The 17596-nt window shown below is 63.7% G+C and carries 14 protein-coding genes, 1 tRNA gene and 1 pseudogene; 7 read left to right on the top strand and 9 right to left on the bottom strand.

What is annotated here, in order from left to right:
* Positions 1-92 precede the first annotated feature (92 nt).
* From ISN38_RS01520 to ISN38_RS01505, 4 genes are all read left to right on the top strand, one after another.
* A protein-coding gene (locus tag ISN38_RS01520; RefSeq protein ID WP_206712192.1) for an IS3 family transposase occupies positions 93-1243 on the top strand; the annotation gives its coding sequence in 2 pieces (ribosomal slippage) (positions 93-348 and positions 348-1243; 1152 coding nt in all).
* Positions 1240-1935, top strand: a complete 696-nt coding sequence (locus tag ISN38_RS01515) for a DNA-methyltransferase (protein WP_058362005.1) — start codon at positions 1240-1242, stop codon at positions 1933-1935. Before ISN38_RS01520 ends, ISN38_RS01515 begins: the two co-directional genes overlap by 4 nt.
* Positions 1936-2123: 188 nt before the next feature.
* The gene (locus ISN38_RS01510) at positions 2124-2609 is read left to right on the top strand and encodes a hypothetical protein (protein ID WP_139116146.1); all 486 of its coding nucleotides are present in this window, start codon (positions 2124-2126) and stop codon (positions 2607-2609) included.
* Between the two features lie 1183 nt (positions 2610-3792).
* Positions 3793-4776: a hypothetical protein gene (locus ISN38_RS01505; RefSeq protein WP_206712028.1), complete on the top strand. Its 984-nt coding sequence runs from the start codon at positions 3793-3795 to the stop codon at positions 4774-4776.
* Positions 4777-5584: 808 nt separating this feature from the next.
* Here the strand turns inward: ISN38_RS01505 and ISN38_RS01500 are convergent.
* The 6 genes from ISN38_RS01500 to ISN38_RS01475 form a co-directional block, all read right to left on the bottom strand.
* On the bottom strand, positions 5585-6355 hold the full coding sequence (locus ISN38_RS01500) for an Imm52 family immunity protein (protein WP_206712027.1): 771 nt from the start codon (positions 6353-6355) through the stop codon (positions 5585-5587).
* Positions 6356-6360: 5 nt separating this feature from the next.
* On the bottom strand, positions 6361-7074 hold the full coding sequence (locus ISN38_RS01495) for a Tox-REase-5 domain-containing protein (RefSeq protein ID WP_206712026.1): 714 nt from the start codon (positions 7072-7074) through the stop codon (positions 6361-6363).
* 12 nt (positions 7075-7086) lie between these two features.
* Entirely contained in the window at positions 7087-7431 is a 345-nt protein-coding gene (locus ISN38_RS01490; protein ID WP_058359484.1) for a hypothetical protein, read from the bottom strand.
* Positions 7412-7924 (bottom strand): DUF4123 domain-containing protein, encoded by a 513-nt coding sequence (locus tag ISN38_RS01485; protein ID WP_206712025.1) that lies wholly within the window; start codon positions 7922-7924, stop codon positions 7412-7414. Before ISN38_RS01485 ends, ISN38_RS01490 begins: the two co-directional genes overlap by 20 nt.
* Entirely contained in the window at positions 7921-8328 is a 408-nt protein-coding gene (locus ISN38_RS01480; RefSeq protein WP_196479431.1) for a PAAR domain-containing protein, read from the bottom strand. Before ISN38_RS01480 ends, ISN38_RS01485 begins: the two co-directional genes overlap by 4 nt.
* A gap of 324 nt (positions 8329-8652) precedes the next feature.
* A complete protein-coding gene (locus ISN38_RS01475) occupies positions 8653-9189 on the bottom strand; it encodes a GspH/FimT family pseudopilin (RefSeq protein WP_038237525.1) in 537 nt (178 codons plus the stop codon).
* Positions 9190-9335: 146 nt separating this feature from the next.
* Here ISN38_RS01475 and uvrB point away from each other — a divergent pair, with 146 nt between their 5' ends.
* The 3 genes and pseudogenes from uvrB to ISN38_RS01460 form a co-directional block, all read left to right on the top strand.
* Positions 9336-11357, top strand: coding sequence for an excinuclease ABC subunit UvrB (uvrB, locus tag ISN38_RS01470; protein WP_003468255.1), 2022 nt, complete (start codon positions 9336-9338; stop codon positions 11355-11357).
* 96 nt (positions 11358-11453) lie between these two features.
* Positions 11454-11528 (top strand) — tRNA-Val (locus ISN38_RS01465).
* A gap of 293 nt (positions 11529-11821) precedes the next feature.
* Positions 11822-12179, top strand: a pseudogene (locus tag ISN38_RS01460) (transposase); the annotation flags it as partial.
* A gap of 117 nt (positions 12180-12296) precedes the next feature.
* Here the strand turns inward: ISN38_RS01460 and ISN38_RS01455 are convergent.
* From ISN38_RS01455 to ISN38_RS01445, 3 genes are read right to left on the bottom strand one after another with little or no spacing between them, the layout of a single operon-like run.
* On the bottom strand, positions 12297-15470 hold the full coding sequence (locus tag ISN38_RS01455; RefSeq protein WP_206712024.1) for a multidrug efflux RND transporter permease subunit: 3174 nt from the start codon (positions 15468-15470) through the stop codon (positions 12297-12299).
* A 12-nt stretch (positions 15471-15482) separates the two neighbouring features.
* Complete coding sequence (locus ISN38_RS01450; protein ID WP_003468257.1) at positions 15483-16760, bottom strand: efflux RND transporter periplasmic adaptor subunit; 1278 nt, start codon at positions 16758-16760, stop codon at positions 15483-15485.
* Positions 16757-17416: a TetR/AcrR family transcriptional regulator gene (locus ISN38_RS01445; protein WP_003468262.1), complete on the bottom strand. Its 660-nt coding sequence runs from the start codon at positions 17414-17416 to the stop codon at positions 16757-16759. The genes ISN38_RS01450 and ISN38_RS01445 overlap by 4 nt, the downstream gene beginning before the upstream one ends.
* Positions 17417-17596 lie beyond the last annotated feature (180 nt).

Genomic DNA, 17596 nt, shown 5'->3' with positions numbered 1-17596 from the left:
CGGGTTTGAGGCGCAGTGGAACAGGAAACTGGACTGGCCAGCCTTTCGTAGACATCCAGTTGCCATAATTGATGGCAATGACCGAGGTGTTTATGGGCAACAGTAAGCAGTACATGGATGAGTTCCGTGCCGAGGCGGAGAGGCAGGTGATCGAGCGTGGCTTCACGGTGGTTGACGTCGCCTCCCGCATAGGGATTCCCAAGCACACGTTGTATGGCTGGGTGCAGGCGGCCAAGAAGACGGTACCGGCCCCTGGAGCCCCGGCCGCGCCGAGCGACTCGGCCGAGATCCGCCGGCTCAAGGCTGAGCTGCGGCGGGTAACCGAGGAGCGCGACATCCTAAAAAAAGCCGCCGCGTACTTTGCCAAGGGGTAAGGGCGAAGTACGCGTTCATGCGCGCGCACGTCCGGGAGTTCCGTCTGGTGGCGATGTGCCGGGTGCTGGACGTGCAACGCAGTGGCTACTACGCCTGGCTGCGCCATGGCGCCAGTACTCGCGAGCGCGAAGATCAGCGTCTGCTGGGGCTGATCAAGCACCACTGGCTGGCCAGCGGCACGGTGTATGGCTATCGCAAGATCACCCTGGACCTGCGCGAGGCCGGCGAGCGCTGCAGCCGGCACCGCGTCCTGCGGTTGATGAAAGCAGAAGGCCTGCGTGCCCAAGTCGGTTACGGCCGCAAGCCACATCATCACGGTGGTCCCGTGGGCGTGGTGACCAATGTGCTCAACCGGGAATTCGCGCCACAGGCGCCGAACAAGGTCTGGGTCACGGATATCACCTACATCAGGACCTACGAGGGCTGGCTGTTCCTGGCGACGGTGATGGATCTGTACTCGCGGCAGATCGTCGGCTGGGCGACGGCGTCGACGATGACCAGCGATCTGGTACTGCAGGCGCTGGTGGCGGCAGCTTGGCGGCGCAAGCCGGGCCCAGGTGTGCTGGTGCATTCGGATCAGGGCTGTCAGTTCACCAGCAGCGACTGGCAGTCGTTCCTGAAAGCGCACCGGATGGTGCCGAGCATGAGCCGACGCGGGAACTGCCACGACAACGCCGTGGCCGAGAGCTTCTTCAGCGTCTTGAAGAAGGAGCGGATCAAGCGGCGGATCTACCCGACACGCGCCGTGGCAGCATCGGACGTGTTCGACTACATCGAGATGTTCTACAACCCGATCCGCCGGCATGGTTCCGCTGCCGGGCTGTCACCTGTAGAGTTTGAAAGGCGCTACGCGCAGAGCCGCAACTGAGTGTCTACGGAACTCTGGCCAGTCCACTTCCCACGCTCGACGCGGAATCGTTCGACGCGCTGATCACTGACCCGCCGTATGCCAGCGGCGGAATCACCGCTGCGGCGCGCGCCCAGTCGCCCTCCAAGAAATACTGCCGCGATGCCGGGCACGCGGACTTCGTTGGCGACGAGCGCGACCAGCGCGCACACCTGCGCTGGATGCACCTGTGGCTATCGGACTGCGCGCGGCTGTTGAAGGACGGCGCGCCCGTGCTGCTGTTCACCGACTGGCGGCAGCTGCCGCTGACCACCGACGCGCTGCAGGTTGCCGGATTCACTTGGCGCGGCATTACGGTGTGGGACAAGACCGAAGGCGTGCGGCCGCAGCTCGGTCGCTTCCGCAACCAGGCCGAATACATCGTATGGGGCAGCAAGGGCCACATGCCGCTGCAGCGCCGCGCACCCGTGCTGCCCGGCGTGATCCGCGAGCCAGTGCGCAAGGCCGACAAGCACCACCTCACTGGCAAGCCCACGGCACTCGTGCGGCAGCTGGTGCGGATCTGCGAGCGCGGTGGACGGATCCTCGATCCCTTCGCCGGCAGCGGCACGACGCTGGTGGCGGCGGCGTTGGAGGGATACCACTGTACTGGCGTCGAGATGACAGAGCATTACGCCACGGTGTCGAGGGTGCGGATACTTGGCGAGAACTGAGTGAATCCAGGGTCGAGCCGTTGCGCGGCTCGGCCGACAGGACCAGTGGAGAATTTGCAGCAAGCGTCTCGGGCCTTACATGGATGATTCCAGTTGTCTACGAAGTGCTCCGTCCCGCGGGTGCCTGCAGGTCTAAGATGCTCATGTCTGGATAGACATCCCGACACTATGCCAAAGGACAATAAAAGATGGAATTTCAACGCTACTTGAAGGGTACCGTGCTCGCACTTGCTGTGGCTGCAGGGAGCATGGCTGTCACTGTGCAGGCCGAGCAAAGCACGACGAAGACGACGACGAGCAGGGTTGTCGAAACGACCTATCTGCCCGGGTCGAAGGAAGTTAAGCAAATCCAGCAGTGGTTGCTGCTGCACTCCGATCCCACAGGCAGAATGGCGGGCGATCCCCAGAACCTCGGAACGGTTACGGTTAAGTACACCGAAGTGATCCCTACCAATGCGACACTGGCAGACATGAATGCTCCGCTGCCGCCTGTGCAGCTTCCTATCTCTGGCCAACCAGGTGCTACCTTCTCCGTGGGATCCTGCGGCGGCGGCGTGAGCCAGTCGTGGACATACATGTGGGTGTCGAACAGTGCCGGTGGGGGCTGGGCGGTCACCGATTACCACTCGTACCGCACGAAGTCGTGTGCTGGTAATCCTCCTCCTGGCGCGTAAGTCTCGAAGGCGCTCCAGACGAGCCCCGAGCATCTTGCTGCGGCGCTTGGCCCCCCTTGGCGCAGCGCCCAAGGCACGCCCCGCCCAGGCCGCGCCGAAGTAGCGCTTTCAGCGAGGGCGCGAAGTGGACCCGATCAAGTAATCGGCCAACCCATCACCAGGCCGCAAAGAAGCCGCCCTACGGGGCGGCTTTTTCGTGGGCGCCTGGCGGGCGGCTGGCCCCGCACGCCCCGAATGCGCGCGCAGTCGGCGCGCCAAGGGGCGTCGACGCCCCGGTCGCGGATAGATCACTATTGGCAGGCGTCAGCTCCTGGCGCGCGCAGTCGTCGCCCCGCCACGCCTGCGGTCTTCATGCGCCGGTTTTTCTGCGCCCCTGCAGCCTTGAGCGGGCGCGCCGCTGCTGTCTCTCAGGACGGTTTTCTTGGGTTCCCGGCCCCTGCGGATCCCTGCGCGGGTGGCCCCTCTGTAACGCCTCCCACGGGGCCATGGCGGCTGCCGGCCCGATAGCCAGAATTTCCAGATGACCATCGGAATGAGGTAACCCAGGTAATTCCGGGGGCGGATGTTGCATCAAGTCATTGATTATAAATCGAAATTACTAAGTTACCTCCTGTGGTAATTTCAGGTAATCCGCCGAGTCGGAGAAGGTGATGTCATTGATTTACAAGGAATTTTTTACATGATCAGATTACCTCTGCAAAAGTAATCCCGTTACCTCCATATTACCCCGAAATTACCTTTAATGAATTATTGTATGTATTTGAAATTACTATAGAAAGTTCCCTTCGTATGGGCAGATTACCTAAATTACCTGTCTCCGATGGTTATCCGAAAAATCGGCATTAGATGGGGCATTGGGCCTGTTCTCTCCCGCGCTCGTTCTCACTGGCGCTTGGCCACGTCGGTGGTTGGCCGCTGTGAATTGGCAAAGTCAGCGCAACTAGGCAAAGAGGATGCAACTCTCACAACACCGCGACGACCTGAAACTGCTGGTCGGCGGGCGGCAGCGCCTGCAGGGCGCCGTGCGCAGCCCGGCCGCCGCGGTCGCTGCAAGCTGACCAGGTCGGCGTCGACGCCGGCGCGGCAGGTGGTGGGTCCGCCGCCTCGGCGTGCTAGCAACACGCTGAATCTGTCAGAAAATGGCAGTTTGGGAGTCCCTATCCGACCCCGGAAAGTTCTATTCTTGAAGAAACTGAGAGGGGGACAGGTCATGCCGAAGCATCCGATATACCTTAACGCGCTCAACGCAATACAGGTTGGCGTGGAGGATTTCAATGATGGCTCCCCACCTCGCCTCTCGTCAGCAGTCCGAAACCTGACAGCCGGCATCTTGCTTCTTTGTAAGGAGAAGCTTCGGCGCTTATCTTCTACAGACGAGATTCTGATTTGGAAACAAATCACGCCTTCCTTGGATGATGATGGGAACGTAATCTTCGAGAAGTCAGGTAGAACGACAGTTGACGTATCTGAGATCATTGCACGCTTTAAATCCTGCGACATTGAAGTGGACGCCAACCTTTTACAGAGGATCACGGAAATCCGGAACCGCGTTGAGCATCACCACGTTGATGATGTTAGTCAGATCCGGGGCGCTTTCGCTGATGGCCTTCTTTTTCTCTCTCAGTTCATGCCAAAGCATTTGGGGGTCGATCCTCAGGAGGAGATCGACGAGAGCGCATGGGCCTTACTTGTGAAAGAAAAGGAGGTCGAAGATCGCCTCAGAGCGAAGTGCAGGGCTTCTTATGCGCAAATCGATGGCCCTGGCCTGCTAACGGATGCTATTGAGCGCGAGGGATGCCCTGAATGTAGCTCCCAGCTTATCAGGCAGACCCAGCCACAAAACACAAATCCATTTGAGGCTCAGTGGGCGTGCAGAGCTTGCGGTTACACTAGCTCTAATCAGGAGTGGCTCGTTCGCATACTTCCCAGCCACTTTGCTGGCGCAAGCTTCTTAGCGGCGAAAGATGGTGGACCTGATCCTCTGGATACCTGCCCCGAATGTGACGAAGAGGCATATGTTCATGAGGAAGAAATGTGCCTCGCCTGCGGCTTCGAGTATGAAGAAAAAAAGTGTCTGGTTTGCTCCGTGCCTCTGGGCCTAGATGAGTATGGCGAATCAATCTGCTCATATCACCGCCATGTCGCAGAGAAGGAGCGAGACCGCTAACAATCATGAGCCAGCTACAGTTCTTCGGTGAGCGTCCGCCCCTCTCACCTTTTCTCCCCCAACGAGCCGCAACGAGGATTCGAAGCGTGCTGACGCCCCTTCGGACAGCTTCTGACTAGGGATGAGACCGGTAAGTGCACTGCGGCCTAGGCCAATTTTTCGAGCGGGCGGCAAGCGTCTTGGGAACCCAGTGGCGTCACTTGGATCGAATTCGAAGCTAGTGTCACCAACTTTGCCAGTGGGTTGCAATACCTTCGCTCGCATCTTGCAGCCCAAGCCTTTGAGAGTGGGCTATACGGTTGCAAAGACTCTGCCAATTGTCAGCCGCTGCTGCAGGCTGACTTCCGGCGCATGGCGTCGACGTCGACGTGTCATTGGCGCACGCGCGCGCAGCTGGTCGCCTTGGCCAGAGTCGGGGTGGGATGAGAGAGGACGCGCTACCGTCGCCGGCGGCGCTTTGGAACGGGCACGTCCGGGTATGAATCGTGCGGCACAGGTGCCGGCGGCGTGTCGAGGTGAAGATTGAGGCGGCTGTACTGCTCGCGGATCCGCTCGTCCCAGCGAGTTGCCCACGCCTCCAGAAATGCGATCGAGCGGACCTGGTCTGGCAGGAAGGCAGTTGCCGTGTGCGTGGTGCTGACGTTGCGTGGACCCGGCAGTGGCTGTTTGCGAGTTGGACGAACAGGCCGATGTTGCGGCCGCCCAGCGTGAGTGCCAGGTCGTCGTCGGTCCATTCTCGCCACGCATAGCCGTCAGGAAGCGCTATGGCGCGAATCTACCGGGGCGGCTGGAAGAAACGGTGATGGAGCTAGCCGAGCAAGGAAGTATCGGTGACCTCGAGCAGGCCGAGATGCGCCATGCGTGCCTCGACTTCGTGTGCGCGCTTCATGTGGGCAGGGTTATGTAAATCGAAGCACTCATCCACGGCGACGATGACAGTTCCCTTGCGGCCGACCGGAATCAGTGCGGCCGCCTCTGGTATGTGCCGCGATTCGACAAGGTGCGGTACGTAGCCCATCCAACCGAGCCAGCGGCGATGCGGGAACAGCTGATGGTCGAACGCATAGGTCTCGAAACCTTCCTCGCCGTTCTGCATCCGCGCGTGCGCGTCGGTGGCGATAAATGTCGCTGGCAGTGCCGCACCCAGCGCTGCAACGCACTGCCGGACGATGCGTGGCGTGTCGCCGGCGGCGAAAGCCTTGGTGGGTTCGTAGATCTGCAGCGTCATGCGCCCAAGCGCAGGCATGTACTTGATCGACGCTCTCCCTGGCGTTAGCCAATCGCTTTCGGTCACCGCGGTAGTTAAGTTGGCCTCGATCGCGCCCGCGTTCGGCGTGTGCGGATATTGCACTTTGTCCTGGGCAGCGTATCGGCTGACACGCTCGATGTACCCGGCCCGGTCAGAGAATGGCATTGGGCCTGCGTCACCCGCACGTGGGTGCTCGACCCATCCGGCGAGAGCGGGATGCACCAGGGCGAGCTGCGCAACCAGCATGGCCAGTTGATCGTAGGCGGCTTCGACATCGGGCGTGCCAGCTGGTATCGATGCGTCGATGAAAGCGCGAATCATGTCGCTCATTTGGCTCACGGTGTGTGGCGGCAGACGCTGCCGAGGGGGCCGAAAAGTGTACGCGCAGCGCGAAAACTAACGAATTCGAGGAAGTGCCATTCGAGATTCGCAGGACTGCCGAGTGTATCGACGTAGGCTTTTTGGTTCACGACCTGCCTTAGCCAGGAGTCAAAGATGCTGGGTGCTTTGACCATCGCCCAGGGCCGCAACTCCCCTGTTCCCGCGTCGATGAACTGCTTGTAGTGCGCCTTCGCCTCGACCGCAGTGCAGGAGGGACGCCAGAAGCCGTCAAAACGAATTGGGCCGTGAAGCCACTCGATCACCGTGATCTCATTCTTGCCACCCAACAATTTTGCCCGGGCGCGATCCAGATTCGTGCCGCCATAGGTGTAGTCGAAATGCTCCGGCGCCGCACGCATGTTCGCGATGCGGAGTTGGTAATCGAAGTCGCCGTACTGCTTGGCCGGGATGGTGTAGTTCGCCGGCGTCGGCATGCCCTGCGCCAGCTTGCACTGATTGCATTCGTTCTGGTTTATGGTATGCGAGCAGTCCGTGTCTTGCGCCCGCACGCGCGGCTCCGCCTTGCTGTCGGTGTTGACGCCGGCCGCTTCTTTCACCTTATTCCAGACCTGGCCGACCGTAGGGCCGCCGTAAGGGTCCGCCTGGGTTGGATCCCACGCTGGCCGGACAACGGGTGGCGGCGGAATCGGAACGGGTACAGCAACCATTTGTGTTTTCCTTCATTGTCCAAGATCGGAAGAGAGCATGCACAGCAAGTCGGCAGCCGTCACGTTGGGGTTGTCCGTTTCCGCAAACCATACGCCGGTGATCGCCTGGTTGCGCAGGCCCGGCGCCCATGCGACGTCGGCTTTCACCCAGCGAACAAGCGTCGGAAGGTGGGTGATGTGCAGCACGTGGACGGCGTGGTCGTAGCTGCTCCGCACCAGGGCGAGCAGCGCCACGTCATCGTGCTTGGCCACCTGCTTTGGGTAGTCGCGTCGGACCTCGGCGGCCAGGCGCGGCAGGAAGGCACCCGGATCAGGCAGGCACAGCTTTGCGTACTGCTCAGGCGTCAGCTGCAGCACGCTCGGCTCCCTCCTGTAGGCGCCGCAGGTCCGCGCGTGCCAGGGTCCATTCCTGGCCCTGCAGCGTGATCTGCCATTCAAGCGCCGGACCGAGCAACTGCAGTTGCTGGTCGACGGTGAGCACGCCGGCGTACCGCAGCCAGGCGCGTGGGTCGAAGAACCGCATCAGGGCGAGGGTGCCGTCAGGCAGCGCGATGTCGAGCTGCGCCTCCAGATGGTCGAACAAGGCGTCGAAGGGTACCTCCGAAGCCAGGCGCGTCAGCCCGGTATTACTTCGTCCCAACTGCGCCAGCCAGGGATCTAGCGTCGGCCTGACCGCGCCGTGCGGCAGTGCCAGCAGCCAGGGCGCAGCCGCGGCATGCTCGGCCTCTGGCTGACGATCGAAGAGCGATCGATGCTGCAGCCCGTCCTTCGCGGCGTGGTATTGCAGCGTGGCCATCCTGTCCGGGCCGCCGGCGCAGTCGATCAGCGCGAACTGATACCAGGTGGTCATGCGCGGCCCAGGAGCGGCGCGCCGGTCGCCGCGCCGGACAGTAGGCATTCAAGGCAGACCCGGGGCTTGTTGGCTAGCAGCGGTGCCAACAGCGGGACTGAAGCTGTCGCAGGCGATTCCGCGGCCGCGCCGCTGCCCTGGTCCACAGAAGTGCGCGATTGCCGCTGGGTGGTGGCGCTGCAGCCGCACGCGAGCCTGGAGCCATCCAGCGCGACCGGCTGGCCGTCGATGACGATCGTGGGGTCGCCATCCACAATCGGAAACGCGCCTTTGTGCAGCGGGCAGACGGCCTTATCGCCCACCCGAGCGACGGGTGCGCCCTCGATATCCGTGTAAGGCGAACCGGTGACGACACGGCCGCCGCTGCTGGTCGGATCGCCGACCACGATCCACATTCGAGCCATTGGCCCTTCCTTTGCCTGCCGCGAATCATCCAGTGGGCAAAGCTGCCACAAGCAGGCCCCTGCCAGCTACCGGTCGGCTGTTATCGTCTACGCAGCGCACCATCCCGCTCGATGGCGTACCGGGAGAATTCGCTGTTGAAGCCAAGCACTGCAACGGCTCGCGGAGCCGTCTCTGGGAAAAATAACCGATGTAACCTATTGATCTAAAAGCTTCGTAGCCCTAACTGTTAATCAGGGGGTCGTTGGTTCGAGTCCAACTTCGGGCGCCAAAAATATCAAGGGCTTGCAAGTCATCCGCAAGCCCTTTTTCGTTGCTCCGGGAATTCAGTTTTTCGCTTGGCATGCCTGACTTGCCGCCGCCCTGGCCAAGCGGGTCCGGCCGGCGTTGTTCACGACCACCTCAGCCAGCAGGCGCCCCTTTCCGCAGATCCTGATGCTGAGGTTGCTGCCGGCGCTGCGGCCGTCCGGCAGAAAGCGCACGGCCTGCCTGCCGCTGTTCGAGATGACAGTGATGGAGGCCGCCGCCGGTGCGGTTTCCAGGCCCAAAATCCTGCTTGGGTCGGTCGGTTGCGCTTGTCGTTCCAGGTCGCGGTAGACCATCCATCCGTGGCTCCAGTCGTTGTCGGCGCGGCATTTCCCGTCGCCACCCGATGGACACACGCTGACCGGCGTGCCGTAGCTGATGGCGCTGCTGCGCGCCAGGGCAAGCTGCGAACTGAGCCGATAGCTGGTGACTGCCAGGCGTTGGCGCATCAGAAGGTCCTGGAAGGCCGGTATGCCGATCGCGGTCAGCACGCAGATCATCGCCATCACGATTGCCAACTGCAGCAATGTGTAGCCTCGAACACTGGATTTCCACATGGGAGTCACCCTTCGATGGGGGCTACCAGTCTCGGTCCCCTTGCGCAGGGGCTTGAATGAGAGGGTTCACCGTTCCCATGTAAGGAATCCTCCCGGCAGTGCGTCAGCCGAGGCTCCTGTACTCACATTCATCCCGAGGCCCGTTCATGTCCGACCGTTTCCAACTCGTATCGCCGTACTCGCCGGCCGGCGACCAGCCGCGGGCGATCGAGAAGCTGGTGGCCGGCTTCGAGGCCGGTCTGGCCAAGCAGACCCTGCTCGGGGTCACCGGTTCGGGCAAGACCTACACCATCGCCAACGTGGTCGAGGCGATCCAGAAGCCGACCCTGGTGATGGCGCCGAACAAGACCCTGGCCGCGCAGCTGTACGGCGAGTTCAAGGCGTTCTTCCCGAACAACGCGGTCGAGTACTTCGTCAGCTATTACGACTACTACCAGCCCGAGGCCTACGTGCCGTCCTCGGACACCTTCATCGAGAAGGACAGTTCGATCAACGAGCACATCGAGCAGATGCGCCTGGCCGCGACCAAGACGCTGCTGTCGCGCCGCGATGCGCTAGTGGTGGCGACGGTGTCCGCGATCTACGGCCTGGGCGCGCCGGAGGACTACCTGTCGTTGCGCCTGATCCTGTCGATCGGCGAGCACATCGAGCAGCGCCAGCTGATCAAGCACCTGACCGACCTGCAGTACACCCGCAACGAATACGAACTGCACCGCGGCACATTCCGCGTGCGCGGCGAAGTCATCGATGTGTTTCCCGCCGAGTCGGACAGCGAGGCGCTGCGCATCGAACTGTTCGATGGCGATGTCGAGCAGCTGACCCTGTTCGATCCGCTGACCGGCGAGACCTTGCGCAAGCTGCAGCGCTACACCGTCTACCCGAAGACCCACTACGCCACCACCCGCGAACGCACGCTCAGCGCGGTGGACACGATCAAGATCGAGTTGAAGGAGCGGCTGGAGCATCTGTACGCGCAGAACAAGCTGGTCGAGGCGCAACGGCTGGCGCAGCGCACCCAGTTCGACCTGGAGATGATGGCCGAGGTCGGCTACTGCAACGGCATCGAGAACTACTCGCGGCATCTCACCGGCAAGGCCGCAGGCGAGCCGCCGCCGACCCTGTTCGACTACCTGCCGGCCGACGCGCTGCTGGTCGTGGACGAGTCGCACGTCACTGTCCCGCAGATCGGCGCGATGTACAAGGGCGACCGCTCGCGCAAGGAGACGCTGGTCGAGTTCGGTTTCCGCCTGCCGTCCGCGCTTGACAATCGGCCGCTGCGTTTCGAAGAATGGGAGGCGCGTTCGCCGCGCAGCATCTACGTGTCGGCCACGCCAGGTCCGTACGAGCTGCGCGAATCGGCCGGCGAGATCACCGAGCTGGTAGTGCGCCCGACCGGGCTGATCGATCCGGAGGTGGAAATCCGCCCAGTCGGCACCCAGGTCGACGACCTGCTGTCCGAGATCGGGCTGCGCGTGGCGTTGGGCGATCGCGTGCTGGTCACCACGCTGACCAAGCGCATGTCCGAGAACCTCACCGAGTACCTGAGCGAACACGGAGTCAAGGTGCGCTACCTGCACTCGGACATCGACACGGTCGAGCGCGTGGAGATCATCCGCGACCTGCGCCTGGGCAAGTTCGACGTGCTGGTCGGGATCAACCTGCTGCGCGAGGGCCTGGACATGCCCGAGGTGTCGCTGGTGGCGATCCTGGACGCGGACAAGGAGGGCTTCCTGCGTTCGACTGGTTCGCTGATCCAGACCATCGGCCGCGCCGCGCGCAACCTGCGCGGCAAGGCGATCCTGTACGCGGACCGGATGACCCGTTCGATGCAGGCGGCGATCGACGAGACCGGGCGTCGCCGCGAAAAACAGGTGGAGTACAACCTCGAGCACGGCATCACCCCGAAGTCGGTGGCGCGGCCGATCGTCGATATCCTGGAGGGCGCGCGCGCCGATGGCGCGGTCGAGACCAAGTCCGGCAAGGGCAAGGGACGCCGGGTGGCGGAGGAGCCGGCCGACTACCGCATGCTGGAGCCGGCCGAGGTGGCGTCGCGGCTCAAGGCGCTGGAGCAGAAGATGTACCAGCACGCCCGCGACCTGGAGTTCGAGGACGCTGCGCGGGTGCGCGACCAGATCAAGAAGCTGCGCGACGCCAGCCTGGTCAGCTAGGCACGAGGCTGGCGGCGTCCTGCCGGCGGCTATTGTTCTTGGCTGCAAGGTGGGCTAAAATTCGCGCCCCTGCAGCGGTATGGCCGCAGCAGCGATGGGCGGTTAGCTCAGCGGTAGAGCACTACCTTGACATGGTAGGGGTCACAGGTTCGAACCCTGTACCGCCCACCAACTCCTAAGGGGTTGGGCACAATGTAAAGCCTTGAAAAGCCCGGATTTTCCGGGCTTTTTTGTGTCTCCAGAAAAATCCTTCAACGACGATGAATACAAGCGTGTTGAACTGGTTTTGCAGAGCCGCTGTCCCGGATTTGTCCCAACGCGCGGCTGCTCCAAGCTCGCCTTGACAGCATGATTCAACAGGATCAACAATCCTTGGTAATGCGCTGGTAGTGTCGACTCCCCGTAAAATTGATCCATCCATAACTAGAGGTCTCCGGGCACACTAGCCACCGAGGAGACCAACGATGCGCAAGAGCAAATTCACCGAGAGCCAGATCGTCGCCACGCTGAAGCAGGTTGAGGGCGGCCGCCATGTCAAGGATGTGTGCCGTGAGCTGGTATTTCCGACGCGACGTACTCCGTCTGGAAGTCCAAGTACGGCGGCATGGAGGCTGCTGACGTGCAGCGCCTTCGCGACCTGGAGACCGAGCACAGCAAGCTCAAACGCATGTACGCCGAGCTCGCCATGGAAAACCATGCACTCAAGGATGTCATCGCAAAAAAGCTGTAGACCCGGCGCACAAACGCCCGCTTCTTGCCTGGCTCATCGAGCAGCATGGCTGGAGCGAGCGCCGGGCCTGTACGGTCGTTGGCGTGGCTCGCTTCCCTAAGGGCTCAAAACAAAAAAGCGGCCGATCCGGCCGCTTTTTTGTTGCGTGCAGTTCAACCTCTCTTAAAAATTCAGCGCTCTGACTCGAGTCCCGAGTCCCGACAACAGCCTCACCGATCCGGCTGATGCCGGTTCTGCCCTTCCTGCTGGATCGCCACGTATTCCTTCGACGGTTCGTCCAGCTTGTCGCCGAGCATGCGCCGCACCACCACGAAGAATAGCGGGATGAACAGCACGCCGAGCAGGGTGGCGAACACCATGCCGCCGATCACGCCGGTGCCGATCGAGTGGCGCGCGTTGGCGCCGGCGCCGCTGGAGATCGCCATCGGCAGCACGCCGAGGATGAACGCGAACGAGGTCATCAGGATCGGACGGAAGCGCAGGTGCGCCGCCTCGGTGGCCGCCTCGCGCAGGGTCTTGCCCGCCGCACGTTGTTCCACCGCGAATTCCACGATCAGGATCGCGTTCTTCGCCGCCAGGCCGATCACTGTGATCATGCCGATCTTGAAGTAGATGTCGTTCGGCAGGCCGCGCAGTAGCGAGAAGGTGATCGCGCCGAGCACGCCGATCGGCACCACCAGCAGTACCGACACCGGGATCGACCAGCTCTCGTACAGCGCCGCCAGGCACAGGAACACCACCACGATCGACAGCACCAGCAACAGCGTAGCGCTGTTGCCGGCGATGATCTCCTGGTACGACATACCGCTCCAATCGAAGCCGAAGCCCGGCGGCAGGTCGTTGTTGACGATCTCCTCCATCGCGCTCATCGCCTGGCCGGAACTGCCGCCCGGGGCCGGGTTGCCAACCACGTTGACCGCCGAATAGCCGTTGTAGCGGCTCAGCGACGGCGAGCTGTAGATCCAGTTCGACTTCACCACAGTGCTCAGCGGGATCATCTGCGGCAGGCCGTCGCTGTCGGTGGCGCTGCTGCTGGGCACGTAGAAGTTGCGCAGCGACTCCGGACCGGTGCGGAACGGCGCGTCGGCCTGCATGTTGACGCGCTTGATGCGGCCTTCGTAGAAGAAGTCGTTGACGTACACCGGCGCCAGCATCATCTGGATCGACTGGTAGATATCGCTGACCGAAAGGCCCATCGACTGCGCCTGCACCCGGTCCACGCTCAGCTGCAGCTGCGGCGCGTTCTCCAGGCCGTTGGGGCGGACCCCGGCCAGCGCATCCTGGCGCGCGGCGGCCTTGCCGAGCAGGATGTTGCGCGCCTGCATCAGCGCCTCCTCGCCAGCGCCGGTGCGGTCCTGCAGCCACATGTCGAAGCCGCCGAACTGGCCCAGACCGTTCACCGTGGGCAGGTTGACCACGAAGATCTGCGCGCCCTTGATGCCGTAGAACATGCCGTTCAACTGCCCGATCAGGTCGGTGGCGGTGACGTCGCGGTCGGCCCACGGCTTGAGCCGGATGAAGCCCATGCCGACGTTCTCGCCGCGGCCCAGGAAACTGAAGCCGGCCACCTGCAGCATGCCTTCCACGGCCTTCTGCTGCTGCAGCACGCCGCGCATCTGCGTGAACACGTCGTTGGTGCGGGCCTTGGTCGCGCCCGGTGGCAGCTGCACGATCGCCAGCGCGAAGCCCTGGTCTTCCTCGGGCAGGAAGCTGCCGGGCATGCGCGTGAACAGGAAGCCGCACAGCACCACCAGCAGCGCGAACACCGCCATCCAGCGCGGCGCGCGGCCGATGGTGCTGCCGACCGCGCCGACGTAGCGGTGCGCCAGCTTGTCGTAGTACTTGTTGAAGGTGCGGTACACCCAGTTCGGGTTCTCATTGTGGGTGGCCTTCAGGAACGCCGCGCACAGCGCCGGGGTGAAGCTCAGCGCCAGGAACGCCGAGAACCCCATCGCCATGGCGATGGTGATCGCGAACTGCTTGTAGATCGCGCCGGCTGCGCCGGGCTGCATCGCCGAGGGGATGAACACCGCCGCCAGCACCACGGTGATCGCCACCACCGCGCCGGTGATCTGGGTCATCGCCTTCTGCGTGGCCGCCTTCGGCGCCAGGTGTTCTTCGGACATGATGCGTTCGACGTTCTCGATCACCACGATCGCGTCGTCGACCACGATGCCGATCGCCAGCACCATCGCGAACAGGGTCAGCTGGTTGATGGTGAAGCCGATCACCCACATGCCCAGGAAGGTACCCAGCAGCGCCACCGGGATCACAAGGGTGGGGATGATGGTGGCGCGGAAGTTCTGCAGGAACACCAGCATCACCAGGAACACCAGCACGATCGCCTCGGCCAGGGTCTTGAGCACTTCCTCGATCGAGATCCGCACGAAGGTGGTGCTTTCGTACGGGGTAAACCAGCTCACCCCCTGCGGGAAGCTCGGCTGCAGCTCGTCCATCTTGGCCTTGACCGCCTCGGACACGCTCAGCGCATTGGCGCCGGGCAGCAGCTGGATCGCGAACGCGCCGGTCGGCTTGCCGTTGTACTGGGTGTCGAAGCCGAAGCTGGTCGGGCCGAACGCAACCCGCGCCACGTCCTTCAGCCGCACCACGCTGCCGTTGCCGTCCGCGCGCAGGATGATGTTCTCGAACTGCTCGGGCGAGCTGAAGCGGCCTTCGGCGGTGACCGTGGCGGTGAACGACTGCCCGGACGGGGCCGGATCGGAGCCGATCGAGCCGGCGGCGAACTGCACGTTCTGCGCGCTGATCGCGTTGTACACCTGGCTCGGGGACAGGTGATAACCCTGCAGCTTTTCCGGGTTCAGCCAGATGTCCATCGCGTATTCGGCGCCGAACTGCTGGGTGCTGCCGACGCCGGGCACGCGCGAGATCTGCTCCAGCACGCGCGAGCCGACGATGTCGTTGAGCGCGCTGCGGTCGATCGACGGGTTGTCCAAACGCAGCGCGATCACGCTGAGGAAGCCGGCGTTGGCCTTGGCCACCACCACGCCCTGCGCGGTCACTTCCGAGGGCAGGCGCGGCGTCGCCAGCGACACCTTGTTCTGCACCTGCACCTGGGCGATGTCGGCATTGGTGCCGGTCTCGAAGGTCAGGGTGACGGTGGCGGTGCCGCTGGAGGAGGACGAGGAGCTGAAGTACAGCAGGTGATCGATACCGGTCAGCTGCTGCTCGATCACCTGGGTGACCGAGCGTTCGGTGGTGTCGGCGCTGGCGCCGGGGTAGGTCGCGGTGACGGTGACCTGCGGCGGCGCGATCGAGGGATAGGATTCGACGCCGAGGTTGAGGATGGCGATCACGCCGCTGAGCGAGATCAGGATCGCCACCACCCAGGCGAAGACCGGGTGTTCGATGAAGAACTTAGGCATGGCGGGGGTCCGTTACTGCTGCTCGGGCTTGGAATCGGCCGCGGCGGCCGGCGTGTCGCCGCTCGCTGCGCCCTGCGGTTGGCCGGCGGCCTTGTCCTGCGACGCGGCGGCAGCGGGCGCTTGGCCCTGCGGCGCGGCGCCGCCCGGCGCCTGGCCCGCTGCGTCCGGGGTCCACGGCGTGGTCTTGGCCGGCGCGCCTTCCTTCGCCTTCTGCAGGCCGGAGACGATGATCTGGTCGCCGCCGGCCAGGCCGGAGCCGACGATCCACTTGCCTTCCTGCTGGCCGACCGTGACCACATCCTTGCGCAGCACCTTGCCGTCCTTGCCGACCACCAGCGCGTAGGCGCCCTTGGCATCGCGCTGGATCGCCTGCTGCGGGATCAGGTAGGCGTTATTGCGCTGTCCCAGGTTGGCGGCGAAGCTGACGAACGCGCCGGGCAGCAGCACCCGGTCCGGATTGGGCAACAGGGCGCGCAGGGTCACCGAGCCGGTGCTCGGATCCACCGCGGTGTCGGAGAAGTCCAGCGTGCCGGATTGCGCATAGATGCTGCCGTCGCCGAGCTTGACCTGCACGGTCGATTTGCCCGCGTCGTTCAGTGCCACGTTGCCCTGGGTCTGCGCCTGGCGCAGCTGCGCCAGTTCGTCCGAACTCATCGAGAAGTTCACGTACAGCGGGTCGAGCTGGTCGATCGTGGTCAGCAGGGTGGTGTCGCCCTGGCCGACCAGCGCGCCTTCGGTGACCTGCTGCTTGCCGGCGCGGCCGGCGATCGGCGCGGTGACGGTGGCGTAGCCCAGGTTGATACGTGCGCTTTCCACCGCCGCGCGCGCCTGCTGCACCGAGGCGGCTGAGGTGCGCTCGGTGGCTTCGGCGCTGTCCAGGTCGGACTTGGACACGTAGGCCTGCGGCGCCAGGCTGCGCGCACGGCCTGCGGCGACCTTGGCGTTGGCGTAGGTCGCTTCGGCCGCGGCCAGCTGGCCCTGCGCCGAGGCGAGCGAGGCGCGCAGCGGCGCTGGGTCGATCTGGAACAGCGGCTGGCCTTCCTTCACGTCGGTGCCTTCGGTGTACAGGCGCTTCTCCAGTACCCCGGCCACGCGGGCGCGCACGTCGGCGCTGCGGTACGCGGACAGGCGCCCGACCATGTCGCGCTGCAGCGGCAGCGTCTGCGGCCTGGCTTCCAGCACGCCCACTTCCGGCGGCGGCATGGCCTGCGGTTCCTCTTGTTTCTTGCAGGACGCCAACACCACCACGACGGCGCAGGCCAGGGCGAGGGAACGCAACGGGGAGGTCATCGGGTGGTACTCCGGTCTGGTGTTGAAAACGAAAGGGAGGCGGGGGTGGGCGCGGCGAACGCGCGCAGGAAACCATCGACGGCGAATTCGGCCCAGGCGCGCTGCGCGGCGGCGTCGCTGCGATGGGCGGTATGGAAGCGTTGGCGCTCGAAATCCATGCCGACGATCATGCTCAACAGCAGTTCGGCCATGCAGTGCGGATCGTCATGGCGCAGCTGGCCGGCGGCCACCGCCAGTTGCAGGCGTTCGCTCAGGCGCTGCATCAGCGCCTGCGCGCTGTCGCGGAACAGCGCGCGCACCTGCTCGGGGAAATGCCGCGCTTCGGCCGCGATCAGCTGGCAACTCTGCAGCACGCGCGGCTCGGACAGTTGTTCCAGGTGCTCGCGGGCGAAACGCAGCAGGCTGCTGCGCAGTTCGCCCTTCGCCGGACCCAGGTGGGTGGCACTCAGTTCGGTATGGTCCTGGATCACCCGCTGCAGCAAGTCCTGCTTGCTGCGGTAGCGGCTGTAAAGGGTCTGCTTGGAGCAGCCGGCGCGGGCGGCCACCGCCTCCATGCTCAGGCGCATGCCGGCTTCGGCCAACAGTTCGCGTACAGCGGCATACACGCGCTGATCGCGCGCCTGGGACTGGCGGAGCGGGGCTGGGGAGGCGGTCATTGAATTTGGACTATACCGTCCAGTTTAGAATTAGAACAGCCTTGACAGCAGCGCGCCGATCGCAGCAGGTCGCGACATGGGCGACGCTCTGCCGCAACCGGTGATGGCGGCGTGACGGCGGCGCCCGCGCGCGGTTGCCGGATGTGGCGTGTGGTGTCGCTGCCCATCCCGGTTTGCGCC

It is taken from the genome of Xanthomonas translucens pv. undulosa (genome assembly GCF_017301775.1).
GTDB classification, from domain to species: Bacteria; Pseudomonadota; Gammaproteobacteria; order Xanthomonadales; family Xanthomonadaceae; genus Xanthomonas_A; species Xanthomonas_A translucens.
Note: the sequence above shows the minus strand (reverse complement) of the source record. Positions and strands in the feature narration are given on the sequence as shown.